Annotated in this window: 17 protein-coding genes; 7 read left to right on the top strand and 10 right to left on the bottom strand. The window is 71.4% G+C overall.

The annotated features are described in order from the left end of the window. Positions 1-20: 20 nt before the first annotated feature. Positions 21-1,733: a hypothetical protein gene (locus ABZT02_RS12535; RefSeq protein WP_356016944.1), complete on the top strand. Its 1,713-nt coding sequence runs from the start codon at positions 21-23 to the stop codon at positions 1,731-1,733. Positions 1,734-1,800: 67 nt separating this feature from the next. Here ABZT02_RS12535 and ABZT02_RS12530 read toward each other — a convergent pair whose 3' ends face one another. From ABZT02_RS12530 to ABZT02_RS12505, 6 genes are all read right to left on the bottom strand, one after another. Further along, the gene (locus ABZT02_RS12530; RefSeq protein ID WP_356016942.1) at positions 1,801-2,442 is read right to left on the bottom strand and encodes a cutinase family protein; all 642 of its coding nucleotides are present in this window, start codon (positions 2,440-2,442) and stop codon (positions 1,801-1,803) included. A gap of 81 nt (positions 2,443-2,523) precedes the next feature. Further along, on the bottom strand, positions 2,524-3,756 hold the full coding sequence (locus ABZT02_RS12525; RefSeq protein WP_356016940.1) for a helix-turn-helix domain-containing protein: 1,233 nt from the start codon (positions 3,754-3,756) through the stop codon (positions 2,524-2,526). Positions 3,757-3,878: 122 nt separating this feature from the next. Then, complete coding sequence (locus ABZT02_RS12520; protein WP_356016938.1) at positions 3,879-4,802, bottom strand: alpha/beta hydrolase family protein; 924 nt, start codon at positions 4,800-4,802, stop codon at positions 3,879-3,881. Between the two features lie 22 nt (positions 4,803-4,824). Beyond that, positions 4,825-8,784 carry a beta-ketoacyl synthase N-terminal-like domain-containing protein gene (locus ABZT02_RS12515; RefSeq protein WP_356016936.1) on the bottom strand — a complete coding sequence of 1,320 codons (3,960 nt, stop codon included), beginning with the start codon at positions 8,782-8,784 and terminating at the stop codon, positions 4,825-4,827. Beyond that, positions 8,781-10,493, bottom strand: coding sequence for a fatty acyl-AMP ligase (locus ABZT02_RS12510; RefSeq protein ID WP_356016934.1), 1,713 nt, complete (start codon positions 10,491-10,493; stop codon positions 8,781-8,783). The genes ABZT02_RS12515 and ABZT02_RS12510 overlap by 4 nt, the downstream gene beginning before the upstream one ends. Before the next feature lie 25 nt (positions 10,494-10,518). Then, complete coding sequence (locus ABZT02_RS12505; protein WP_356016932.1) at positions 10,519-12,060, bottom strand: acyl-CoA carboxylase subunit beta; 1,542 nt, start codon at positions 12,058-12,060, stop codon at positions 10,519-10,521. 511 nt (positions 12,061-12,571) lie between these two features. Between ABZT02_RS12505 and ABZT02_RS12500 the strand changes: the two genes are divergently transcribed. The 3 genes from ABZT02_RS12500 (at position 12,572) to ABZT02_RS12490 (ending at position 15,369) form a co-directional block, all read left to right on the top strand. Continuing rightward, entirely contained in the window at positions 12,572-13,006 is a 435-nt protein-coding gene (locus ABZT02_RS12500; RefSeq protein WP_356016930.1) for a DUF485 domain-containing protein, read from the top strand. Next, the gene (locus ABZT02_RS12495) at positions 13,000-14,592 is read left to right on the top strand and encodes a cation acetate symporter (RefSeq protein ID WP_356016928.1); all 1,593 of its coding nucleotides are present in this window, start codon (positions 13,000-13,002) and stop codon (positions 14,590-14,592) included. The genes ABZT02_RS12500 and ABZT02_RS12495 overlap by 7 nt, the downstream gene beginning before the upstream one ends. Positions 14,593-14,700: 108 nt before the next feature. Beyond that, entirely contained in the window at positions 14,701-15,369 is a 669-nt protein-coding gene (locus ABZT02_RS12490) for a YceI family protein (RefSeq protein WP_356016926.1), read from the top strand. Between the two features lie 72 nt (positions 15,370-15,441). On the opposite strand, the gene ABZT02_RS12485 is transcribed toward ABZT02_RS12490, so the two are convergent. After that, entirely contained in the window at positions 15,442-16,839 is a 1,398-nt protein-coding gene (locus ABZT02_RS12485) for a cytochrome (protein WP_356016924.1), read from the bottom strand. Between the two features lie 157 nt (positions 16,840-16,996). Next, positions 16,997-18,118, bottom strand: a complete 1,122-nt coding sequence (locus ABZT02_RS12480) for a glycosyl hydrolase 53 family protein (RefSeq protein ID WP_356016922.1) — start codon at positions 18,116-18,118, stop codon at positions 16,997-16,999. A gap of 226 nt (positions 18,119-18,344) precedes the next feature. Between ABZT02_RS12480 and ABZT02_RS12475 the strand changes: the two genes are divergently transcribed. From ABZT02_RS12475 to ABZT02_RS12465, 3 genes are all read left to right on the top strand, one after another. Next, entirely contained in the window at positions 18,345-18,650 is a 306-nt protein-coding gene (locus ABZT02_RS12475) for a helix-turn-helix transcriptional regulator (RefSeq protein ID WP_356016920.1), read from the top strand. A gap of 96 nt (positions 18,651-18,746) precedes the next feature. Beyond that, positions 18,747-18,956 carry a hypothetical protein gene (locus tag ABZT02_RS12470; protein ID WP_356016918.1) on the top strand — a complete coding sequence of 70 codons (210 nt, stop codon included), beginning with the start codon at positions 18,747-18,749 and terminating at the stop codon, positions 18,954-18,956. Between the two features lie 59 nt (positions 18,957-19,015). Next, positions 19,016-20,998, top strand: coding sequence for a prolyl oligopeptidase family serine peptidase (locus ABZT02_RS12465; protein ID WP_356016916.1), 1,983 nt, complete (start codon positions 19,016-19,018; stop codon positions 20,996-20,998). Positions 20,999-21,000: 2 nt separating this feature from the next. Here the strand turns inward: ABZT02_RS12465 and ABZT02_RS12460 are convergent, their stop codons facing one another. Beyond that, complete coding sequence (locus ABZT02_RS12460; RefSeq protein ID WP_356016914.1) at positions 21,001-21,795, bottom strand: serine protease; 795 nt, start codon at positions 21,793-21,795, stop codon at positions 21,001-21,003. A 127-nt stretch (positions 21,796-21,922) separates the two neighbouring features. Next, positions 21,923-24,985, bottom strand: coding sequence for a glycoside hydrolase family 38 C-terminal domain-containing protein (locus ABZT02_RS12455; protein WP_356016912.1), 3,063 nt, complete (start codon positions 24,983-24,985; stop codon positions 21,923-21,925). Positions 24,986-24,987: the final 2 nt, after the last annotated feature.

The following is a 24,987-nucleotide window of genomic DNA, read 5'->3' as shown; positions in this document are numbered from 1 at the left end:
TGCCGCCCTACGGTCCCAGCATGAACACGAGTCGCAGCAGAGGAAACAGGTGGCGCACCGCAGCGCTGGCGGTGCTGCTGACCACCGGGGCGTTCACCGTGTCGTCCCCGAACGCCCAGGGAGACAGCGCGAGAACCGAGACGGCCGTGGGCACGAGCGCCGGCGTCACCGAGAGCGTGGTGCGGGTGAAAGCACCCCTGCCGGCGTCCTTCGGTGCCCGGCCCGCGGCGTGCGACTGGCTGTCGTACCTGCGCTACCGGTCCTCGGCAGGACCCGCGTCCTCGGCCGACGCCGACCGGGTCCTGATCGCCCAGCCGGGCATCCTGGAGGGCGCCGGAGCCTTCGACAGCGTCGCCCGCAACACCGTGACCCGCGCCGCCGAGCAGGGCCGGCACATCGAGTTCTGGGCCCTGGACCGGCGCTCCAACTGCCTGGAGGACCGCACCGGAATCGCCTCCGGCGACCAGCACACCGCCGTCGACTACTACTACCGCGGCAAGCAGGTCCAGGGCCGCACCTTCGCCGGGTTCGCCGGCAACGACAAGCTCGGGTGGATGGCGAAGCTCGGCATCGAGCAGACCGTACGCGACGAATACGACCTGCTCACCGCCGAGCTGCCCGACCAGAACGTCCGCAAGGGCAAGGTGCTGTGCGGCGGCCATTCGCTCGGCGGTGTCATCACCGGCTACTTCGCCGCCGCCGACTTCGACGGCGACCCCGCCACCACCGCCGACGCCGGCCAGAACCAGTGCGCCGGCTACTTCGCCCTGGACACCACCGTCTCCACCTCCCTCGGCGACCTGAGCGGCAGCATCCCGGACGACACCAACCTGCCGGACGTGGGCCTCGGATACGGCGTCGTGCAGGCGGGACTCGACAGCGGACTGCTCCCGCGCTCGCTGTCCGCGCCCGTCCTGCTCAACCCCGAGACCATGACCCTGCTCGCCATCGCGGGCGTCGGTGCCCTGCAGGCCCCGGGCGGCGAGGCCGACCTGCCGAGCTATCTGCCCGCCAACACCAACATCGAGGCCACCAACCGCTTCCTGTTCTCCAAGGACACCGCCACCTTCCTCACCGGCTCACCCGCGGTGAAGGACTTCCGGCTCACCAACCAGGCGGTGCTCGGCTCGCTGATGGACGACCAGTCCGTACCGCTCGCCTTCCTGCAGAGCAGCGTCGGCTTCTTCGACGGTGGTCCGATCACCGACAAGAACTTCCCGGCGGCCAACGGGAGTTCGGCGCAGCCTGGCCTCTTCGGCACCGAGTACAAGGCCATCCCGGCCGTGCCGCACGGTCCGCTCTACACCTGGCGCAACTACGACCGGGTCGGCGACGCGGACGACCCCGGGTACCGGTCGTCGGACGGGACGCCGTTCACCGCCGCGGGCAAGGAGGTCACCGACATCCAGGAGCTGGCGCGCAGCATGGCCGCACAGCCGCTGGACTTCACCGAGCAGTACTTCCCGACCAAACTCGTCACCGACCTCGAACTGGCCACCTCCCCGCAGATCAAGAGGCTCGTCGTGCATCCGGACGGGCTCACCGCCAACCCGACGCTCACGGTCCTCGCGGGCGACGGACTGCTCGCCGGGCGGGTTCCCGCCGATCTGCACCCCGTGGTCGCGGACGGCTACCAGCACCTCGACGTGCTGACGGCGGCGCCGGTACAGAACAACGGCCGGCCCGAGCCGGTGTCCACCGCCCTCACGCAGTTCGCCCGCACACCTCGATAGCCCCGACGGCGTGTAGAAGGGCCCGGGAGGCGTTCCTCCCGGGCCCTTCCGTATGCCGTCGATCCGCTCAGACCTTGCCCGCGGCGAAGGTCGCCGCCGCGTCGGCGTTCGCCGTGTAGCCGAGGTGGGCCAGCGTGTCGTTGCCGCCCGCCTCGCAGACGGGGTCGCCCTTGGCGCAGAAGTCGATGGTGCGGCTCTGGTAGGTGCCGGTGACGCTCTTGCCGATCGCCCGGATCGGGTTGCCGAACAGCAGCACCGCGGCCACCCGTGACTGAAGCGCGGCGGGAATGGTGGCCACGATGGGACTGCCGACCACCGCACCGGCGCTGCTGATGCCGATCGAGTTGTCGACGACGTTCGCGCCCTGCGAATAGCCGACCAGAATGAATCGCTGGTTGGGGCACGAGGAGGCCTGGCTGTTCACGTGGTTCACCAGATCCGCGTTGCCCTGCGCGGCCGAGGTGAGAGAGAGGTCCGCGGGGTAGTTCACCTTGTAGCTGGTCACACTCCGGCCCGTGAGTTTCCTCTGCAGGGCGGAGTACACCGGGTCGCCGACGATCAGGCCGAGATTGCCCGGCTCGAACGTGCCGCGAGCAGCGACGACGTCGATGTCCGAGCAGGCCGCGGCGGATGCCGGAGGTGCTGCGACGGTGGCCACCGACGCCCCGCCGATCAGCGAGAGCGCGGCGAGGCACAAGCGAATACGCATGGGGGGATCCTTTGAGGGTGGGGCGTGTGAAACGCCTGTGGAAAGGATGTCCCGAACTTATTCGCTTGGCCGTGTCCGGTGTTATGGACGGGAATTCAGTAATTCCTCGTTCTTTTGTGCGGTGGTGAGTGCCAGAATGAGGTCCAGACGGGAACCGGGATCGTGCAGTGCGTCACCGAAGACTTTCTCCAGCTGACGCAGCCGATAACGCACGGTCTGCGGATGCACATGGAGACGGGTGGCGACGTCGGGCACATTGCTGCCGCTGAGCAGCCATGCCAGCAGCGTCTCGGCGAGCCGTTCCCGCTGCCCCTCCGACACCGTGTCGAGCGGTGCGAGGGCCCGCGCCCGCAGCTGGTCGAGCATCGGCTCGTCGCTGTGCAGCAGCAGCGTCGACAGGTGGTCCGCGCAGCGCACCACTCCCTGCCGGGGGAGGATCCCGCGCCCCATCAACCCCAGCGCCCGGGTGGCCCAGCGCAGCGACTGGGCGGCCTGCGCGAGCGGCACTGTCGGCCCGATCGCGGCGGGCCGTCCGCGCAACGCGAGGCTGAACGCCCGGCCGCCGAAACGCCCGGAGCCGTCCGGGTCCGGGATCAGCATCCGCGGCGGTCGCGACTCCATGTCCACCAGTGCGCCCGCGGCGGCCAGCGGCCAGTCCTCCTCCCGCTGGTCCGGGGTGGCCGCGAGCGCGACGACCGCGACCTGCCTCGGCACCGACCACCGGGCACCGTGCGCCAGATCCTGCACCGCCGCCTGGGCGACCGGCCCTTCACCGAGCAGCAGGTCCAGCAGGCGTCTGCGCCGGCGTTCCAGTTCGTCCGTGTTGTGCGAGCGGGCCTCGGAGTATCCGGCCGCCGCCGCCTCGGCCACCTCGTGCACGGTGCGGAAGGCGAGCTCGCCCAGCGCCGTGACCGCCGCGGAGTCGAGGCCGAGCTCCTCCGCCGTACGGCCCATCAGCCGCCAGGCGTGCAGCCCCCCGACCCGCAGCGCCGACTGCAACGCGTCCAGGCTGCGCCCCTCCAGGGCCTCGCCGCGCCCGAGTTCGTAGTACGTCGCCGCGATCGCGTCCCCGTGGCCACGCGGGTCGGCGATGTGGTCGACGAACAGGGTCAGCGCCTGCACCACGCCCGCTCTGAGGTGTTCGCGGTAGGTGCCGTCAGCCGGGCGCGCGTACTCGGGCACCTGTCGGCGGACCTCCTCCTCGACCTCGTCGGCGACCTCCTCCAGCTGGGAGCGCAGCAGTTCGGCGAGGTCGGGCGGTACGGGGGCGGTGTCGAGGTTCTCGGGACCGCCGTGCGGGACGGGGGTGGCCAAGGGGGGCCCTCCTTTCACCCGGAAGCGGCTCACCCGCGGGCCGTTGCCCGTGGGACGAGGGGTGAGTCCTGTGTTGGACGGACGACCCCTGCGTTGCGTTCCGTGCCCCGACGGTACCGACATCACTGCGGCACCCCCAGCCCTCGGGCGAGCATCGGCCACGACGCGGTGAACTCCTGCTTCCAGTAGGCCCAGCTGTGCCCTCCTCCTGCGTAGAAGTGCGTGGTGACCGGGATCCGCAGCAGCGCGAGCGTGTCGGTGAAGCTGTGCGCGGAGGGCCACAGGGTGCTCTCCAGCGCCTCGGGCAGCCAGTCGCCCGTGCCCCCCGCCAGTCCGCTGCCGCTGGAGACGTACAGGGCGGTGCCGCGCAGCCCCGTCGCCCGGTCCCGCGGGTTGAAGTCGCGCCAGGTGAGCAGGTTCAGGAACGGATTGCCCCACAGCGAGGTGGGCACCAGGTTCTCCCGGGCCACGATGGCGTCCACGAGAGGGGGTACACCGGGCGCCATGGTGTCGAGGATCCCGCTGTAGGAGGCCGCGGCCGTGAACATCCCCGGGTGGCGTGCCGCGTGCGCCATGGCACCGTAACCGCCGGTGGACACCCCCGCGACGACCCGTACACCGGAGGCCCGGTAGTCGCGGGCGAGCAGGGCCTGGACCTCCTTCAGCTGGAAGGTCTCGTAGTCGGGCCCGCCGCGCCAGGCGGTGGGAATGCCCGTGGGCCCCGCGTCGGGCATCGCCACGATCAGGTTCCGGCCCTCGGTGAAGGCCTCTATGTCCGTCTCCCGGGTCCAGGACGTGTAGTCGTCGTGGGCGCCGTGCAGCAGATACAGGACGGGGTAGGTGCGGGTGGGCTCCGCGTCGAACCCCGACGGCAGGATCAGCCGCACGGGGGCGCTGCGGCCGAGCGCGGCGGAGGACACGGACATGTCCTTGACGCGTGACCCCAGCGCGGAGGCGGTCCGGGCGCCGAACAGGACGGCCAGACCGGCACCGGCCGCGGCCTTGGTGACGGTACGTCGGGACACTCCGGTGGTGCGACGGTGCATGGCGGCTCTCCTAGGATCACGTTCAGCGGGTCCCTGCGGCGAGCTCGTGCCCGAGGTGGGCGGCGATCTCGTCGACGTGCGGCGGGTCGAGCAGCGACAGGTGGTGTCCCGCGACCGGTACGACGGTCAGACGCGGGCACACCTCGTCCCAGCCCAGCGGCTGGTCGTCGCGTTCGTAGGCGGGGTCACGCACGGTGTGCGGCGCGGGCTCCGTGGCCCGGTACAGGACCACCCGCCCGTCGTAGCGGCCCGGCCCGTGGGCCTCGCCGATCCTCAGGTCCAGGTAGGAGGAGCGCTGGTGCTCCAGGGCGGCGGCCGGTACGTCGGCGGACGCGCGCAGGATCCCCAGCACGGTGTCGATGCGCTCACCGTCGTCGTCCATCGCGAGGAGGTCGTCGTACGGCAGCTCCAGCGGGACCCCGTAGGCATCGCGGACGTGGCGGGCGAACCCCTCGAAGTGGGCGCGGAGCCGGTCGGCCGGCGTGCGGTCCGGCTGGGGGAGCGGCCGTACGGAGTCGATGAGGATCACGAGCTGCACGTCCCGGCCCGCGGCGGTGAGTTGCCGCGCGGTCTCCTGGGCGACGAAACCGCCGAAGGACCAACCGCCCAGCAGACAGGGCCCGTCGGGGTGTATCGCGGCGACGGCCTCGGCGTAGCGGCGCGCTTTCTCGGTCACCGTCGGGGCGTCTTCGAGGCGTTCGAGACCGTACACCGGCCGCTCGTCGCCCAGGCGTTCGGCAAGCGCCCGGTAGACGTCGGTGGTTCCCCCGGCGGCGTGCACGAGGAAGAGCGGGGGGCGGCTGCCGGTGACGCGCAGCGGGCGTACCGGGCCGGTGCGGACACGGTCGGCCGCCTCCTGGACCGTGGTGGCGCCGAGCAGGTCGCGCAGCGGCAGCTCGACGGCGAACTCGCGCTCCAGGGCCGTGCGGATACGGACCGCCATCAGCGAGTCCAGCCCGAGGTCGGCCAGCGCGGTCGCGGGCGTGACACGGCCGACGGGATGACCGGTGACGGCGGCGATGTGATGGCACAGGCGGGCGGCGACGGAGGTGTCCTCCCCGGCGTGCACCTCCTTGCCCCGCGCCTCCGGGGAAGCGGCGCTCCGCCCGTCCGTGGGCACCTCCGTCCGCGCCGCTCCCCGTCCGTCCGTCCACCAGTGCCGGACATGCCTCCAGCGCGGCGCGGGCACGTCGACGACCCGTCCAGGCGGCAGCGGCAGCCGCCCGCCCGCGCAGTACAGGGCGCCCACCTGGGTGAGGAAGTCGGCGCACCGGTCGGCGTCCCGCCGGAGCGTGCCGATCGCGAGGACACCGGGCGCGTTCTCGGTGACGGCCCGGCTCAGGACCGGGTGGGGGGAGATCTCGACGAACGCGGTGTGGCCGTCGGCGGCGGCCGCGGCGACGGCCCGGTCCAGCCGTACGGGCCGCCGAAGGTTCGCGGCCCAGTGAGCGGCGTCGAACAGGCTGTCGCCGCGCGGATCGTCCAGCACGGTGGAGTAGACGGGCACGCGAGGCGCTCTGCCCCCGATGTCGGCCAGAGACTCGGCCAACTCGGCCAGCAACGGCTCCACTTGCGGCGAGTGCCCGGCTCCGACCACCCGCATGGACCGCGCGGCCCGCCCCTGCCCCTCCAGCCACCGCACGAGTCGCGCCACCGCCGGTTCCTCGCCGGTGACGACCTTCTGTCCGGGCGAGGAGTGGACGGCGACATGCACACCGGGGAAGTCCCGGGCCAGGGCGTCGAGTTCAGCGTCGTCGAGGTCGACGACCGCCATGGCCCCGCCTCGGAGCCGGCTGAGCAGCCGGGCCCGTACGGTGACGATCCGGGCGCCCTCCGACACGTCCAGGGCGCCCGCGCACACCGCGGCGGCCACCTCGCCCAGGGAGTGGCCGATGACGGCGGCGGGTTCGACGCCGTAGGAGCGCCACAACTCGGCCAGCGCCACCTGGAGTCCGAACAGGACGGGCTGTGCCACGTCCAGCCGGTCGAACTCACTCCCGGACGCGAGACGGTCGTACAGGGACAGTCCGCACTCCGCGTCGAGCTTCTCCACGGCGGCGGCGAAGGCGGGCTCCTCGGCCAGCAGCCGGCGTCCCATGCCGGCCCACTGGCTGCCGTAGCCGGAGAAGACCCACACCGGGCCGGGCCCCACGAGATCCCGCTCACCGGTCACGACCTGCCCGTGCGCGCGCCCCTGCGCCAACGCGTTGAGTCCGTCCGAGAGTGCGGCGCGGTCCCGTGCGACCACCGCCGCCCGCACATTCCCGCGGCCGGTCCGTCCGGCCAGGGTGCGGGCCACGTCGGCGGGGTGCGCGGTCGCCGTCCGGAGCCAGTCGGCCAGCCGGGTGGCGGTGTCCCGCAGCCGCCCCTCGTCCACGTCGGACAGGAGATGGAGCCGGGCGCCGGGTTCCTCGGCCGGGTGCGCGGGCAGGACGCCGGGCCGCCATTCCTCCAGTACGGCATGGGCGTTGGTGCCGCCGAACCCGAAACCGGAGACCCCGGCGACGGCCGTACCGCCGTAGCGCGGCCAGGGTTCGCCCTCGGTGACCACACGCAGTCGTCCGTCGTCCAGGGCGCTGCCTTCGGCGCAGTGCAGGGACGGTGGGATGACGTCGTGGTGCAGGGCGAGCACGGTCTTCACCAGCCCGGCGATGCCCGCGGCGGACTCCAGGTGCCCCAGGTTGGACTTCACGGAACCGAGCAGCAGCGGCTGGTCGGGGTCGCGGCCCGCGCCGAGCACCGCGCCGAGCGCGCCCGCCTCGATCGGATCGCCGAGGGGGGTGCCGGTGCCGTGCGCCTCGACGTAGTCGACGTGGCCGGGGGTGAGTCCGGCCCGCGCGTACGCGGTGGTCAACAGGGCTTGCTGGGCGACCGGGTTGGGGGCGAGGAGGCCGTTGGAACGGCCGTCGGAGTTGACGGCCGTGGCGCGGATGACGGCGAGGACGCGGTCGCCGTCCCGCTCGGCGTCGGACAACCGCTTCAGGAGTACGGCCGCACAGCCCTCACCGCGCCCGATGCCGTCGGCGTCCGGCGAGAACGGTTTGCAGCGTCCGTCCGGCGCGAGGGCGCCCGCCCGCCGGAACGCCATGGTGACGGTGGGGGAGAGCAGCAGGTTGACGCCCGCGGCGATCGCCGTGTCGCTCTCGCCGGTGCGCAGGCTCACGCAGGCGTGGTGCACGGCGACCAGCGAGGAGGAGCAGGCGGTGTCCACGGCCATGCTCGGCCCACGGGTGTCCAGCACATACGCCAGCCGGCCCGCGGTCACGCTCAGCGCACCGCCCGCCGGCGCCCAGGGATCGACGGCCGCCGGGTCGGCGCCGGTGAGCGAGCCGTACTCCGGAGCGGAGACCCCGACGAAGACGCCGGTGGCGGTGCCCGCGAGGGAGGCGGCCGGGACGGCGGCGTGGGCGAGGGCCTCGTGGACGACCTCAAGGAGGATCCGCTGCTGCGGGTCCATCACGGCGGCCTCGCGCGGAGTGATCCGGAAGAAGTCCGCGTCGAACCCGGCGATGTCGTCGAGATAGCCGCCGTACCGCGGTGCGTCCTCGGGCGGGAAGGGGGTGAAGTCGCGCCAACGGTCCTCGGGAACCCGTCCGATCGCGTCGACGCCGTCCGTCAGCAGCCGCCAGTAGTCCGCAGGGCCGTGGACCCCGCCGGGAAGACGGCAGCCGAGGCCGATGACGGCGACGGGCTCCGAAGGGGAAGCCGCCGTGGCCGGCGCAGACGCCGTGGTCAGCGACGGCGTAGGGCACAGGTGGGCGATCAGAGCCTCCCCGGTGGGCGCCTCCCACAGCAACGTCGGCGGCAGCTCCCGTCCCGTCAGCCGCGAGAGGTCCCCGGCCAGCACGACCGCGTCCCGCGAGGCCATGCCGAGGTCCGCCAGCGGCCGGTCCATCGGAACCTCCGCAGCGGGCGTACCGGTCCACACCGCTACCCGCTCCGCGACCAGCCGGCGCACCGCGCTCGCGTCGACGGCCCTCACGCGGCGCCGCCCGCCGCGTAGGCACCCGCCAGGTACCGCTCACGCGTCAGCGCCCGCGACACCTTGCCGCTCGACGTCCGCGGCACCGTGCCCGGCGGGACGAGCAGCACATCGGCGAGCCGCACCCCGTGCCGCCCGGACACGGCCGCACGCACGGCCCCTACCAGCGCCGGTACGTCGATCTCGGCGAGGCTCGTGGTCCGCGCGTGCTCGGCCACCACGACCACGCGCTCACCGGAGCCGCCCGCCACCCCGAACGCGGCGAGCCGGTCGCGCCGCACCGCCGGATGCGCGTCCTGGACGGTGGCCTCCAGGTCCTGCGGATAGTGGTTGCGTCCGTCGATGACAATGAGGTCCTTGAGCCGGCCGGTGACGATCAACTGACCCTCCAGGACCGTCCCCAGGTCACCGGTGCGCAGCCGGCCGTCCGTGCCGAAGACGCGGCGGGTCTGCTCGTCCCGGTTCCAGTAGCCGCGGCCCACGTTGGGGCCCCGCACCGTGATCTCACCGACCTCGCCCTCGGACAGGTGGGCGCCGGAGACCGGGTCGACGATGCGGACCTCCTGGCCCACCGGAGTCCCGCAGCCCGCCAGCAGCACGGCCCTGGGGTCGTCGGGCCGCGCGGGCAGCGCCTTGCCCTCGGCGAGCGCGTCCCGGTCCAGGGCGAACCGGCGCACCGGCTCCCCGGGCCGGGCGGCGCTGACGAAGACGGTCGCCTCGGCGAGCCCGTACGACGGGCAGTGGGTCTCGGCGACGAGTCCCTGACCGGCGAAGGCGGCCTGGAACCGGTCGGCCGTGGTGGGACGGACCGGCTCGCTGCCGTTGATCAGCGCGACGATCCCGTCCAGCCGCAGATCCGCCTTCTGGTCCTCGGTCACCGTGGCGGCGCAGTAGTCATAGGCGAAGTTGGGCGCCGCGCTCAGCGCCCGCGGATGCGCGGACAACAGCCGTAGCCAGCGCGCGGGTTCGTGCAGGAAGGCCACCGGGTCCATGAGCACCGACAGCACCCCGCGCACGACTGGGGCGGCGACACTGAGGACGAGCCCCATGTCGTGGTAGAGCGGCAGCCAGCCCACACAGGTCACCGGATGGACGTCGGCGCCGTAGGCGCCCAGCGCCTGCCGGGCGTTGGCGACGACGTTGGCGTGCCCGATCTCCACACCGGCCGGGGTGCGCGTCGAGCCGGAGGTGTACTGGAGGTAGGCGATCTCGCCGTCGGGCGGCGGCAGTTCCCTCGCGGCGGCGTCGGGAACCTGGTCCACGGCGACGATCCGCGCGGAGGTGCCGCCGCACAAGTCCCGTACCTGGTCGATGGTCTGACTGGTCGTCACGACCACCGCCGGTCGCGCGTCGGCCAGGACGGCCGCCAGCCGGTCGCCGTGTCCGGGCAGACCGGGCGGATACATGGGTACGGCGACCATTCCGGCCGCGAGGGCTCCGAGGAACCCGGTGACGTATTCCAGCCCCTGGGGGCAGAGCACCGCGACCCGCGCCCCGGGCTCGGCCTCCTCGGCGAGCCGGGCGGCCACCGCCCGTACCCGCACGTCCAGCCGGCGCCAGGTCAGGGTGCGGTGGACACCGCGTGAGTGGGGGGCGGGATGGTCGACGAAGGTGAACGCCCGGCGGTCCGGGGTGGCCCCGGCCCAGTGACGTACGTACTCCGGCAGACTCCGGAACGCGGGGGCGAGCGGGGGACGGCGGATGTCCATCGGGCAGGTCTCCTCGCGAGGCAGGTCAGAGCGGGATGTTGCCGTGCCGGCGTTCCGGCATCGGGGCACGCTTGCCGCGCAGCGCACGCAGGGCACGGCAGACGTGGGCACGGGTGTCGCGCGGGGCGATGACGGCGTCGACGTAGCCGCGCTCGGCGGCGAGATAGGGCGTGCCGTGGGTGCTCTCGTACGCGTCCACGAGCTTGGCCCGCAGCGCCTCGGGGTCGTCGGAGGCGGCGAGTTCACGCCGGTGCAGGACGCCCACCGCGCCCTCGGCGCCCATCACCGCGATCCGCGCGGTGGGCCAGGCGAGGTTGATGTCGGCGCCCAGGTGCTTGGAGCCCATCACCGCGTACCCGCCGCCGTACGCCTTGCGCACCACGACTGTCACCTTCGGCACGGTCGCCTCGGCGTACGCGTACAGCAGCTTGGCGCCGCGCCGGATGATCCCGGCCTGCTCCTGGCGGACCCCGGAGAGATAGCCGGGCACATCGGCGAAGGTCAGCAGGGGAATGCCGAACGCGTCGCAGAACCGTACGAACCGCGCGGCCTTCTCGGAGGCGTCGATGTCCAGCACCCCGGCCGCGTGCAGCGGCTGGTTGGCGACGACGCCCACGGACGTGCCCTCGACGAGGGCCAGCGCGCAGATGATGTTCGGCGCGAACAGCTCCTGGACCTCCAGGAGTTCACCGTCGTCGACGACCGCCCGCAGGATGTCCCGCATGTCGTAGGCCTGCCCGAGCCGGTCCGGCACGATCTCGTCGAGCGGCACGTCGGCGGGCGGCGGTAGGGGAGCGTAACTCGGCGGCCGCTCCAGGTTGTTGACGGGCAGGTACGACAGCAGCTCCCGTACGGTGTCCAGGGCCTCCGTCTCGTCGGCGGCCAGGAAGTGGGCGTTGCCGTTGAGGGAGTTGCTGGTGCGGGCACCGCCCAGCTCCTCGGCGCTGGTGCGCTCCCCGGTGACCGCCTCGATGACGTCGGGTCCGGTGACGAACATGTGCGAGGCACCGTCCACCATCACGGTGAAGTCGGTGATGGCGGGGGAGTAGGCGGCCCCGCCGGCACACGGGCCGAGGACGACGGAGATCTGCGGGATGACGCCGGACGCCTGGACGTTGCGGCGCACCAGCTCGGCGTAGAGGGCGAGCGAGACGACGCCCTCCTGGATGCGGGCGCCGCCGCCGTCGTTGAGCCCGATGACGGGGCACCCGGTTCTCAGGGCGAGGTCCATGAGGGCCACGGTCTTCTCGCCGAAGGCCTCGCCCATGCTGCCCCCGAAGACCGTGGAGTCCTGGGAGAAGACGCAGACGGGACGCCCGTCGATCGTGCCGTACCCGGTGATCACGCCGTCCCCGTAGGGGCGTTGGGCGTTGTCCCCGGCCGGCCGGGCCCGTACGAACAGACCGGTCTCGGTGAACGAGCCGGAGTCCAGCAGCAGGTCGATCCGCTCCCGGGCGCCGAACTTGCCGCGTCTCCTCGGCCTGTTCCCGGCCACGGCCTGCGCTCGGCGGGCTTCGAGCGCGAGGACGCGGTCGGCGGTGCGGTCGGGCAGACGTGTCGTCGTCACCTCTAGTGTCACAGCCACCTCCGAAGTGGCCTTCGAATATGGCAGCGCCTCCGGCGCGGGCCGAGGCCTACGCCGTTCTGTTTGCGCGAGGTGAGTCTCGGGAGGCCGGCCTTAGTCCGTGCGTGACAAGGGCCTGTGCGCGACGGGCGCGGACCCTGCGCGCTGCATTTGAGACAACCTGGCCGGAGAGATGGTGCAGACCTATGCCGGAGTCCGGCCTCTTCGCAGGCTGGGGGATGCCCGGACCTGAATCGAAGCACGTGAATCAGTCAGTTCTGCGATGGGGTTCGACCCGCCGGTTGATAGTTCAACGGAGGCGCTGCAACAATCCCGGTCCTGGCCTCGTCGCCCACTCCGGACCTTCCGGCCGACCGCCTTACAAGGCTTGTCGTCCAGCGCGAAATTCGAATCACGCGAATTCCAGATTCACCAATCCCCCACACGTCCGCACAGAGCATGACTCCGGCGTGCCTTTGTTGCGGCGACCGGCGCGGCAGTAAAGAAGGTGCATGTGTCACGGCACTCCATGGGGCTCGGCGGGCCGCCGAGCCCCTACGAAGCGGGGCCCGAACCGGCGGACCGGCAGTCGGTGTCCCGCCGGCCCGCGTACCAGTCGCTGCGCCGCGGCCACCGGCGCTTCGGTGTCCGGGCCACGGCCGTCGCCGTTGGCGGGTTCCTGCTGTACGTCCTGCTGTCCGGCTTCGCGCCCGGCCTGATGAACACCGCCGTGAGAGGCCATCTCACGATCGGACTGGCCCTGGGCCTTGGGCAGTTCGTGCTGATGGGCGTGATCGTGTGGCGCTACCTCGTGCACATGCGCACCCAGGTCACCCCGGTGGTCCGCGGCCTGCGCGGCCTGGTCCGCCACCATGAGAGCGCGGAACGCGAACGCGCGGCCTTCGAGGCGCGCACGGCCCCCCGCGACGAGGAGCTCCGCCCATGGTGACGCTCGGCGCCTCCGTCGTGGACCGCCTCAGCCTCCAGCTGACGCTGGTGCTCTTCCTGTCCGTGGTCGTCGTGACCCTGTTCACCGCATTGCTGACCGCGCCCCAGCGCGACGAGATCGGAGAGTTCTACCTCGGCAACCGCGTCATGTCCCCGCTGCGCAACGGGCTGGCGATGTGCGGCGACTACCTGTCGGCCGCGACCCTCCTGGGCAGCACCGGACTGGTCGCCCTGACCGGCTACGACGGCCTGCTCTACCTGTGCGGCACCGCGGTCGCCTGGATGATGGTCCTGCTGCTGATCGCCGAACCCCTGCGCAACACCGGCAGGTTCACCCTCGGCGACACCCTGGCGATACGCCTGACGCGCCTGCAGCGGCCGGTACGGCTCGCCCTGGCGCTGTGCACGCTGGCCATCACCGTCCTCTACCTGGTGGCCCAACTCGTCGGCAGCGTCGCGCTGTTGACCCAGTTCACCGGCGAACCCAGCACCGCCACCCGCACCCTGTGCGTCATCGTCATCGGCACCATCGTCATCGTCTACGCCGCCATCGGAGGCATGCCCGGCGCCACCTTCATCCAGGTCGTCAAGGCGGTCATGCTCATCTGCGGCGTCACCGTGGCCGGCGTGATGGTGCTGCACCGCTTCGACTGGAACTTCGAGAACCTGCTCGCCGCGGCCGCCGACAACAGCGGGCAGGGCGCGCGGTTCCTGGAACCCGGACTGCGGTACGGAGCCAGCGCCACCAGCAAACTCGACTTCTTCAGCCTCCAGTTGGCCATCGTGCTCGGCCTCGCCGCCCTCCCGCACGTGATGATGCGCCTGCTCGCCCCGAAGTCGGTCGACGTCCTGCGCACCTCGGTGGTGTGGGCCATGGGCCTGGTCAGCCTCGTCTGCCTGGCGGCCGGCATCCTCGGTCTCGGCGCCACCGCCGTCCTGGGCAGCGACACCATCGCGGAGAACGACCGCACGGGCAACGCGGCCGTCCTGCTGCTGGCGCACGAACTGGGCGGCGCCGTCCTGACCGCCCTGCTGTCCTGCCTCGCCTTCGTCACCCTCCTCGCCGTCGCCGCGGGCCTCACCCTGGCCGCCGCCTCCTCTCTCGCCCACGACCTCTACGGCGAGGTGATCCGCAAGGGCGGCGCGACGGAGACGGAAGAATTGGCCGTGGCCCGGCTCGCGGCCGCCGTCATCGGCGTTCTCGGCATGCTGCTCGCCCTGGTCTCCTGGGGCGCCAACTCCGCGACCCTCGCCTTCCTCGCCTTCGCCATCGCGGCGTCCGCCATCCTCCCGACCCTCGTCTACAGCCTCTTCTGGCGCCGGTTCACTGCGCAGGGCGCGCTCCTCAGCCTCTGCGGAGGGCTGCTCACCTCGGTCCTTCTCGTCGTCTTCTCCCCGGTCGTCTCCTCGGCCCCCGCCTCGCTCTACCCGGACGCCGATTTCGCCTGGTTTCCCTTGCAGAATCCCGGAATCGTCTCCATACCGGCCGGCTTCCTCCTCGGCTGGCTGGGTTCGGTACTCAGCCGTCCCGAAGCAGAAGAGACATACGAGGACTTCGAAGTGCGCGCCCTTGTCGGAGTCGACTAGCCGATTTCCTCCCACTTTTCCGTAAACCGTGTGGCGAACACGTGGATATTTCGTCGACAGCGGAGCACGGCTTGCGGCAACAACTCGCGTGCAGTAATTAGGTGATGTATGAACTTGTTCAACCGTGGCACCATGTTCCGTCGCACGGACCGCACGGAAACCGCCGACGTCTCCCAGCCCCCCACCGGGTCGTCGGCCACCGCCACAGCCGTCCTTTCCGACCCCGGACTGGCGGCCCTGACCGGGGAATGGGCCATCGACCCCGCACACAGCAGGATCGGCTTCTCCGTACGCCACGCCATGGTGACCACCGTGCGCGGGGCGTTCCTGGAGTACCAGAGCCGCCTCTACTTCGACGGCCGAGACGCGTCCCGCTCGAAGGCGGAGATCATCATCTCCACCGGCAGTGTCGACACCGGCGTGGAACAGCGCGACGGCCACCTCGTCGGGCGGGACTTCCTGGACGCCGCGACCTACCCGCGCATGCGGTTCCTCAGCACCGGCGTGGAAGTCGTCGGCCCCGACGTGTACCGGATGACCGGCGACCTCACCATCAAGGCGACCACCCGCCCCGTGGTCCTGGAACTCACCTACATAGGCCATGTCACCGACCCGTTCGGCTACCAGCGGGCCGGCTTCGACGGCACCACCACCATCAACCGCTCCGAGTGGGGCCTGACCTACAGCACCAGGCTCGCCGAGGGCGGTGCCATGGTCAGTGAGAAAGTGCGCCTGCAGTTCGACATCGCCGCGATCCGCACGCCTCCGGCCGGCTGACCCGGAACCGGCACACAGAACGGGCCACGAACTCGTCCGAGTCCGTGGCCCGTTCCGGTGTTCCAGGAGCCGTCAGCGCCCGCGCACCAGCCCGGCCAGATAGCGCCACAACGACGAACGCGGCCGTACGGCGGCCTCGTCGGCCGAGGCGGAGTCCGCCGTGGCAGGCAGGGGCGGGAGCGGGGGCACCGGCAGGGCAGGCGTGCCCGACAGTGTGTAACGCACCGGGAGCGACCGCAGACCCCGCATGAACGGCGAGGAACGCCACGGCAGCTGGTCGACCGGCAGCGACAACTCCAGCCCGGACAGCCGCTCGAAGAGCCTGCTCACACCGATCGCCGCCGCGCCCCCGGCCAGTTCCCGGGCCGGGCACTGCCGTGGGCCGGCCCCCCAGGACAGATGGGCCCGCGTGCTGATGGTCGACTCGGGGCAGACCTTCCCCGCGAACGCCGGATCCGCGTGCGCGGCACCGACCGACACCCACACCGGATCGCCCGCCGCGATGATGTAGTCGCCGAGCTTCATGTCTTTCAGCGGGAACCGCGGCACGAAGTTGATCAGCGGCGGCTTCTGCATCACCACCCGGTTCATGGTCTCCCTGATCAGCCCCGCCGACAGGCTGGCGCTCGCGGGGAGGTTCCCGGTGATGACCTCGACGACCGTGTTGGAGATCAGGATGCCGACATGGTCCGAGGTCATCCCGAGCAGCATCATCAGCTCGCGCGACAACTCCTCGACACTCAGGCCGGGATGGGAGGCGAGCAGGTAGGAGGGGAAGTCGTCACCGGGCTCCCTCATCTTCCACGCGCCGAGCTCCGACAGGGTGGCCAGCAGCCGTTCCAGCGCGGGCCCCGCGTCCGGGCCGGCGTCCAGGACCCGCCACATGTCCATCAGTGCGTCGTCGTGCTGCGAGCCCGGGAAGCCGAGCAGGTGGCTGGCGACCATCAGCGGCAGCGGCCGTGCGAACTGCGCGGACAGATCCGCCCAACCGGTGCGGCCGCCCTGGGTGAACAGCGAGATCAGTTCGTCGGCGTCACGGGTGATCTGGGCCTTCAGCCGCTTGGCCACCGGGTGCCGGGGGTCCTGGAAGGGCCGTAGCGCGGTGTCCCAGGCGACCTTCAGCCCGCGGTAGCCCTCACCGCCCTGGATCAGCACATGGTTGACGTCCAGTGACGGCGCGAGCGGCCAGTCCTCGGGCAGCCGCCCTTCCCGCCGCGCCCGCCAGTTCTCGAGCCCCTTGGGCCAGGCGTGGTCGTCGCGGAGGACCTCGTACGCCTCCTCGTACCCCAGCACGAGCCAGACGGGCACCCCCAGCAGGTCGACCGGCGCGACCGGGCCGTGCGCCCGGCGCAGACGCTCGTACACGATCGCCGGATCCCGTTCGTAGTCGCGGGTCATGAGCGGTTCGAGGCTCATCGACTCCAGCGACTCGTGACCGGCCGCCGATCCGCTGTCCAGTTGGACCCCCATGGCTTCCTTCCTTCGCTCAGGCGCTACGCCAGAGTAATGTGACCCCCTGCACTGCCTCCATGGCGGGGGGTGATTACCGACCCGGCGCTACGGGAAGCCGGGGCAACGACGAACGGCACCGCCCGAGGACGGTGCCGATCCTGTGCGAAGTGGTCCCCTACGGGGTCCACTTGATGTTCGGGTTCACATTGCCGGTCCAGTTGAAGACCGCCATGTTGTCCCAGCCGTTGCCGCTGTTGTTGATGTCGGCCGGGTCCCAGCCGTTGCCGGTCACCGCGTACCAGGTGGGCTCCCAGTAGAAGACCCCGATCGCGCCGTTGCTGCGGGCCGCGTTCTGCACGGCGGTGAAGTTGTCGGCCTGGCCCTGCCACGAGAGCGGGTAGCCCGAGCAGCCGCTCGTGATGGAGTTGGCGGTGCTGTCCGCGTTGGCCGAGGTGAACGGGTAGGCCGTCTCGGCGATGATGACGTCCTTGCCGTAGCGGGACTTCATGTCGGCCACGACACTGCCCATGTTGGCGATCGTGCCGTGCCACGGGCAGTAGTAGGACAGCCCGGTGATGTCCCAGTTGACGCCCTTGGCCTTGATGCCGTCGTAGAACCAGCGGGCGTTGGCGTCACTGTCGGCGTCGGCGGTGTGGATGATCACCTGGGTACCGCTGTTGCACGCCTTGGTCGCGTTGTAGCCCGACTTGAGCAGCAGGCTGAGGTTGGTGAAGTCGTTGTTGACGACCTTGCCCTCGTTCCACAGCATGCCGACGTTGATCTCGTTGCCGATCTGGACGCTGTCCGGGGTGGTGCCCTGCGACTTGAGGCTGTTGCAGACGTCGTACGTGTAGTTGTAGACGTCGGTCTGCAGCTGGCTGATGGTGTGACCGGCCCATGCCGCGGGCTTGTTCTGGTTGCCCGGGTCGGCCCAGGTGTCCGAGTAGTGGAAGTCGACCAGCAGCTTCAGCCCCTTGGCCTTCACCTGCTTCGCGTACGACAGCACCTTGGCCTTGTTGTTGTAGCCGCTGGCGGGGTTGTTCCAGACCCGCAGGCGGACGTAGTTGACGCCGAGGCCCTTGAGGATGTCCAGCGGGTCCCTGGCGGTGCCGCTCGCGTCGTAGTACTTGGCACCGAGGTCGAGGGCGCGCTGCGCGGTCGACACATCGGCACCGCGCATGGTGAGCGTTCCGGCGGCAGCGGCGCTCGTGGGCGTGGTGAGCAGGGATGCGGGCAGGGCGAGGGCCGCCAGGAGCATGGCGGCCCTCACGAGGCGGCGCGGACCTATGACGGTCATCCCGACCTCCTTGTCTGACATGACCATGTGGATGGATTCCGTGAACGCTCACAGTAAGAGGTGCCTTCAGAGCTGTAAATACGTGTGTCTGCAGCATTTCTGTGAGGTAAGAGCGATGTTCTGTGAGGTGATTCGATTGTGTACGTACACAGAAGGATGCAAGGAGGATCCACTCCCTATGCGTGACACGCATAGGGAGTGCGCCCGGAGTGGTAGGTTCCACGCCATGCGGATGACGCTCGACGAGCGGGTGCGGTCGGCGGTGGCCGCCCTCCTCCACGCGACCGGTGAGTCGCAGACGGAACTGGCCGGCGCGCTGGGCGTGAGCCAGGCGCAGGTGAGCCGCCGTCAGTCCGGTACCGCCGCCTGGAGCCTCGCCGACTGCGACGCGGTCGCCGCGCACTACGGCATCGACCCGCTGGACCTCCTGGCCGGCCCCACCCGGGCGACCGAGACACTGCCCGCCCGGCGGCGCCGCCTCCCGGGCCGTGTCGGGCGCCCTGCGGCCGCTCCGGACGAGGGAGCCCGATGACCGACTTCGACTCGATCGACGCGCCGCTCGCCGAGGCGAGGCAGGAGGTTCCGTTGCCGCCCGTCGAGGATCGGCGCGCCCTCCGCGAGGATGGTGGTGGACGCCGAGGCGGAGGCGGGCCTGGACGACCTCGACGTGGTGTCCGAGCCGCGGCCCTGTGTCCAACAGGCCGTCAGGTACCGCACCCTGAACGCCCGTCACCGGGACCGCATCGTACGGGCGTGGGCCGCGGGCGACGACGCCGCGCTCAACCAGGCGTGGGTCAACGACGTCGTGGTGGATCTGGGCAGCCAGCGGGGAGAGTAAGCGTTCGTCACCGCAATTGGGTTCGCGGCCTGACGCACCGCGTGGGCAGAATGACCACCATGGTCAACGACCCGCGTACCTTCCACCATCGCCTCGTCGGACAACCGCGCCCGACCGGCCTGGCCCTCGCGCCCGACGGCACACGTCTGATCCTGTGGATGCAGGCCCTCGACGGCGATGCGACCCGGTACGTGTCGGAGCTCTGGGAGGTGGACCCGGCGGGCGAGCGCGACCCACGGCTCGTGACCGGATCCCGCCAGGGCGACTTCGCCCCCGCCTTCGCCGCCGACGGCAGCCTGCTGTTCCTGTCCGACCGTGACCCGCAGGAGCCGCCGGGGGCGGCGCTGTGGGCGCTGACCACGGCCGGTGACGCCGAGCGGATCGCCCACCATCCGGGCGGGATGGCCACGTTCACCGCCGCCTCTCGTTCGCACACGCTCGCTTGCACGGCCGCTCTCCTGCCGGGCGCCAAGGATGCCGACAGCCACGCCGTCCTGCTCCAGGAGCGTGATCGGGCACGCGTCACCGCGGTCCTGTACGAAGCGACCCCCACCCGCGCCGACGGCGTGGACCTCGGCCCCGCGGAACCGCACACCTTCGTCCTCCGTGGTGATGGCCCGCCGATCGACGCGGGCGGCCAAGGCCTCGCGGGAGCCGGGGAGACGGCCCTCTCACCGGACGGGTCGGTGGTCGCCTATACGCGGGCCCCGACGAGCAGCGCCCCGGACACGAACGTCGTGGTGATCGCCGACGCCTCGACCGGTGCGGAGCTCCGCACCTTCTCCCGCCCGGGCCACCAGTACTACGGCCCGGTCTTCACCGCCGACGGCACGCGTCTGATCTGCGAACGCCGGCAGGAGGAGACGTACGACACCGAGTGGCAGGTCACCCTCGTCGCCCTCGACCCCGTGTCCGGCGACGAGACGGATCTCCTTCCCGACTTCGACAACTGGCCCTGGCCGGGGCGGGCGCTGCCCTCACCGGTTCCCGGGGACGCCACACTGTGGTTCACCGGCGACGAGCGCGGCCACTGCCCCGTCTTCCGCCGCGACCCGGACGGCTCGGTCACCCGCCTCACCGCGTCCGGCGCCTACACCTCCCTGTGCGTGACGCCGGACGGCGCCACGCTGTACGCCCTGCGCAGCGCGCTCGACAGCCCGCCCCGGGCCGTTCGCCTGGACGCGGCCAAGCCCGACCAGCACCCCGCCTTCCTGAAGACCCCGGGTGACCTCGGCCCCCTCCCCGGCACACTGACCGAGGTGCACACGACCGCAGACGACGGCTTCGCACTGCGCGCCTGGCTGGTCCTGCCCGAGGGGGCGGGCCCCGACGACCCGTCACCACTCCTGGTGGAGGCACACGGTGGACCGCAGGGATCCTGGAGCGACTGGCCCGGGCAGTGGAACCCCTGGCCCTTCGCGGCCCGCGGCTACGCCGTACTCCTGCCCGACCCGGCCCTGTCCTCCGGATACGGGCAGCGCATGCAGGAACGCGGCCGCGGCCGGTTCGGCGGCCGGCCCTACAGCGACGTCATCGCCCTGACCGACGCCGCACTGGCCCGCGCCGACCTCGACGCGAGCCGGACGGCCCTCGCCGGCTGGTCCTTCGGCGGCTACCTCGCGGGCCGCGCCGCGACCGTCACCGACCGCTTCAAGGCACTCGTCTCACACGCCGGGTTGTGGAACCTGGAGGCCTTCCAGGGTGACACCGACATGCACACGTACTTCCGCGAGATCTTCGGCGACCCGCGCACCCGGCGCGAACGGTACGAGGCGGACTCGCCCCACTTCGACGCGGCGAACCTGACGACACCGATGCTCATCGTGCACGGCGGCAAGGACTACCGGGTTCCGGTGGGCCAGTCCCTGGCCCTCCATCACGACCTCCAACGCCAGGGCGTACCCGCCACGTTCCTGTACTTCCCGGACGAGGGTCACGGCATCGAAGCCCCGAACCACCTGCGGCTCGTGTACGACACGGCCCTGAACTTCCTCGACCACCATGTTCTCGGTGAGGAGTGGAGGCGGCCGGAGCTCCTGTGACCTCAGCGCGTGGGGATGCCCAGATCCGCGGCGACCGAGTCCGCGCGCACGAAGACGGACACCGGGAACTGCTCGTCGCAGTACTTGTTGCCGGACGACACGATTCCCACGACCTTGCCGCCGCTGATCAGTGGCCCGCCGGAGTCTCCGGGGCAGATGCTGTCGGTGGTACCCGGGCGGGGCATGCCGCACAGCATCTTGGTGGGATCGGTGTCGGGATCGGTGTACGGCCGGCAGTCGGCGACGGGCGAGATGACGAGCTCGGTCTGCTTGAGCCTGGTTCCGTCGATGCCGGGCCCGGTGCGTCCCCAGCCCAGCACGGTGGCCTTCCGGCCGTCGGCCACCAGCTTGCCGTCCCGGGGGCCGGCCACCCGGATCGTCCGGTACGGCATCGGCCGGTCCAGGGTGAGGACCGCGGCGTCGTGGGCGTAACCGGGCGCGCCGTAACGCGAGTCCATCCTGGCCGAGGTGACCGCCCGCTCCGTGCCGTCGGTGCCGTCCACCTGGGTGCGGCCGCCGACGACCGTCAGCGAGGACACATCACCGGCGCTCTCCACGCAGTGGCCGGCCGTGAGCACCTTCGTGGGCGCGACGAGCGTCCCACCGCAGAACTGCCTGCCCTCGAACTCGATCAACATGGCATACGGCCGGGCCTTCGTGGTGGCCGGGCCGCCGCCCTTGATCGCGGAGGCGGGAGCGGCGGTGGACCAGAGCGCGGCCGCGGCGAGCACGGCGGTGGTGACGACGGCGGCCGTACGTGTTCCGGGACGGGTGTTTCTGGCAGCGCGGATCGGCATGGCGGTTCCCCCTGAACTGCTTGGCGCGGGGCGTGTGTCGGCCCCGCGTGGTGTGGTCCGTGGGGAGGACGAGCGTCAGGGGCGAGTCGGTTTCCATGAACGCCGTGTCACGTACTCCGTCGTCGGGTCAGCCGCCCGATGCCGGCCGCAAGCGCAGGGTGAGGATCTGGAACGGCCGCAGCGCCAACCAGACACCGTCGTCCCGTAGTTGGTGGCTCGAAGGGTCGTCCAAGGGGCGCTCCAGCAGGTCGGTCACCAGGGCAGACGCCAGTGGGAAGCCGGTGGTGAGGGTGGCCGCGGCCCGCGAGCCCCGGGACTCGTAGAGCCGTACGACGACGTCCCCGCTGCGGTCGTCGGCGAGCTTGACCGCCTCCATGATCACACCCTCGTGGTCCACCGACACCAGAGGGGCGACCGTCGCGGTGCCCGGCACCGCGCGCTCGGGCAGGTTGAAGCGGTACCCCTCGCGCCTCGCGTCGGTGACATCTGCGCCGATCACCAGTGCGTACCCGAGCCGGTGGGTGCCCTGGTCCTGGTCGGGGTCGGGGAAGCGGGCGGCGCGCAGCAGGGAGAGGCGGACCGTGGTGGTCGTACCGCCGTCGGGGCGGATGTCACGGGTGACGTCGTGGCCGTAGGAGGAGTCGTTGACCAGGGCGGCTCCCCAGTCGGGCTCGCCGACGTGCACGAAGCGGTGGGCGCAGGTCTCGAACTTGGCCGCGTCCCAGCTGGTGTTGGTGTGCGTGGGCCGCTCGACGTGCCCGAAGGGGATCTCGGCGGTCGAGTGGGCGGCCCGCACGTCCAGCGGGAAGGCCGCCTTCAGGAACTTCTCCCGTTCGTGCCAGTCGACAAGCGTGTCGATCACCAGCGCGCGTGACCCGGCCGGCAGTGTCAGCGTCTGCTCGATCCTGGACGCGCCGAACACCCGGACCACCCGGATGCCGTCGGCGGTCGCCGTGACCGATTCGGCGGTGGTGAGGTCGCGCACGGTGTTGCGGTAGAAGACGTCGACGTCCCAGGCGTCCCACTGGTTGGGGAAGTCCTGGTGGAGCTGGAGCAGGTTGCCGACCGTCCCGGGAGCCAGCGCCTCTCGTGCCGCGGTGTGGTCGTAGGCGGAGGTGACCAGACCGCGCGCGTCCACCACGACCCGGACCTGGCCGTTGTCGAGGACGAACCCGTCCCCGTCCGGTACGGGTGTGACCGGCGGGTCGACGGTCTCGGTGCGCGGGGCCGCCCCGAACGCCGCGACACCGCCCCGGGCGTGCGGCGCGGAGTTGAAGACGACCAGGCCCTCGGGCTCCCCGGCCAGCGCCCCCTGGGCCGCGCCGATCAGCTCCTCCAGCTCCCGGGCCACCGCCGCGTACGTCTCCTCCGCCTCCCGGTGCACCCAGGCGATCGACGTCCCGGGCAGGATGTCGTGGAACTGGTGCAGCAGCACCGTCTTCCACAGCCGGTCCAGAACGTCGTACGGATACGGGTGCCCGTGCCGTACGGCAGCGGTCGCCGCCCACAACTCTGCCTCGCGCAACAGGTGTTCGCTGCGCCGGTTGCCCTGCTTGGTGGCGAGCTGGCTGGTCAGCGTGCCGCGGTGGAACTCCAGGTAGAGCTCTCCTGTCCACACCGGCGCGCCGCCGTTCGCCTCGTACTCGTCGTGCGCGCGCCGGAAGAAGTCCGCGGGCCCCTCCATCTCGACGCGTGCCGATCCCTCCAGGTTCCTGAGCCGGTCGGCGCGCGCAAGCATCTCGCGGGTGGGGCCGCCACCGCCGTCGCCGTAACCGAAGGGGATCAGTGAGTGGGTGGCGCCCGCCTTGTCCTGGAAGTTCCTTACGCTGTGGGCGACTTCGGCGCCGGAGAGCTCGCCGTTGTAGCTGTCGACCGGCGGGAAGTGGCTGAAGATCCGGGTGCCGTCGATGCCCTCCCACCAGAAGGTGTGGTGCGGGAACTTGTTGGTGGTGTTCCAGGACATCTTCTGTGTCAGGAACCACTTCACCCCGGCCAGCTTCATCAGCTGCGGGAGGGCCGCGTTGTAGCCGAAGGTGTCCGGCAGCCACATCTCCTCGGTCTCGACGCCGAACTCCTCCAGGAAGAACCGCTTTCCATGGACGAACTGGCGCACCAGGGCCTCGCCGCCACTGATGTTGGTGTCCGGCTCCACCCAGAGGCTGCCGGTCGGCAGGAACTGCCCCGTCCTCGCCTTCTCCTGGGCTCGCGCGTACACCTCGGGCCGGTGCTCCTTCAGCCAGGCCAGTTGCTGCGCCTGGGACATGACGAACCTGAACTCCGGATGCTCGTCCATGAGGTGGGTGACGTTGGAGACCGTCCGGGCCACCTTGCGCACGGTCTCGCGCAGCGGCCACAGCCAGGCGGTGTCGATGTGCGCGTGGCCGACCGCCGAGACGCGGTGTGCGCTCGCGTGCGCGGGAGATGCCAGGACGGGTGCGAGAGCGGCCCGTGCGGTGGTCGCGCTGCCGCTGATGTCCTGCAGATCGACCGCGTCCAGGGCGCGTTCGACCGCCCGCAGGATCTGCCAGCGGCGCGGGGAGTCGGGGGACAGCTCCGGCATCAGCTGCGCCAGCACCTCCAGATCCTGGACGAGTTCGTGGATCTCCCGATCGAACACGGCGAGGTCCAGACGCCGTAGCCGGTAGAGAGGTGCACCGGGATCCGCGGCCGGGTCGCCCAGCCACGGCGCCCGGCCGCCCACCGACGTGGGGCCGAAGGTGAGCTCGCCGGGCGCGGTGTGCATCACGACCGGGTTGGCGGCGGCCTCGACGAAGGCGACGAACTCCTCGCCGCCCTCGGCCTGTTCGGACACCGGCAGCCAGGTGTTGCGCGGGTTGAGCGCCTTCACCGCGGTTCCGTCCGGCCGGTAGACCAGTCCCTCGGCGGAGAAGCCGGCGGAGTGGGTGGCGAACCCGAGATCCAGCACGGCCTCGACCCGCTCACCGGCCCAGTCCGCCGGGATGGTCCCGCTCACCTTGAACCAGCTCGTCGACCAGGCCGGACCCCACCACTCGCCGACCCGGGTCGGCCGGTAGGGGGCTGCGAGGCCCTGCACGACCGGCACCGGTTCACCGGCAACGTTCCAGACCGCCACGTCGAGCGGGACGGAGCGGGCGTGGACGGCGGGCCGTATCCGTTCGTCGAGGACTCGGGCCAGCCGCTGTTCGGTGACATCACGGTCGTTGTGCATCA

Origin of the sequence: Streptomyces sp. NPDC005402 (genome assembly GCF_040606575.1) — a bacterium.
Taxonomy (GTDB): Bacteria; Actinomycetota; Actinomycetes; order Streptomycetales; family Streptomycetaceae; genus Streptomyces.
The sequence above is the reverse complement of the archived record's forward strand: the minus strand, read 5'-3'. Positions and strand labels throughout refer to the sequence as shown.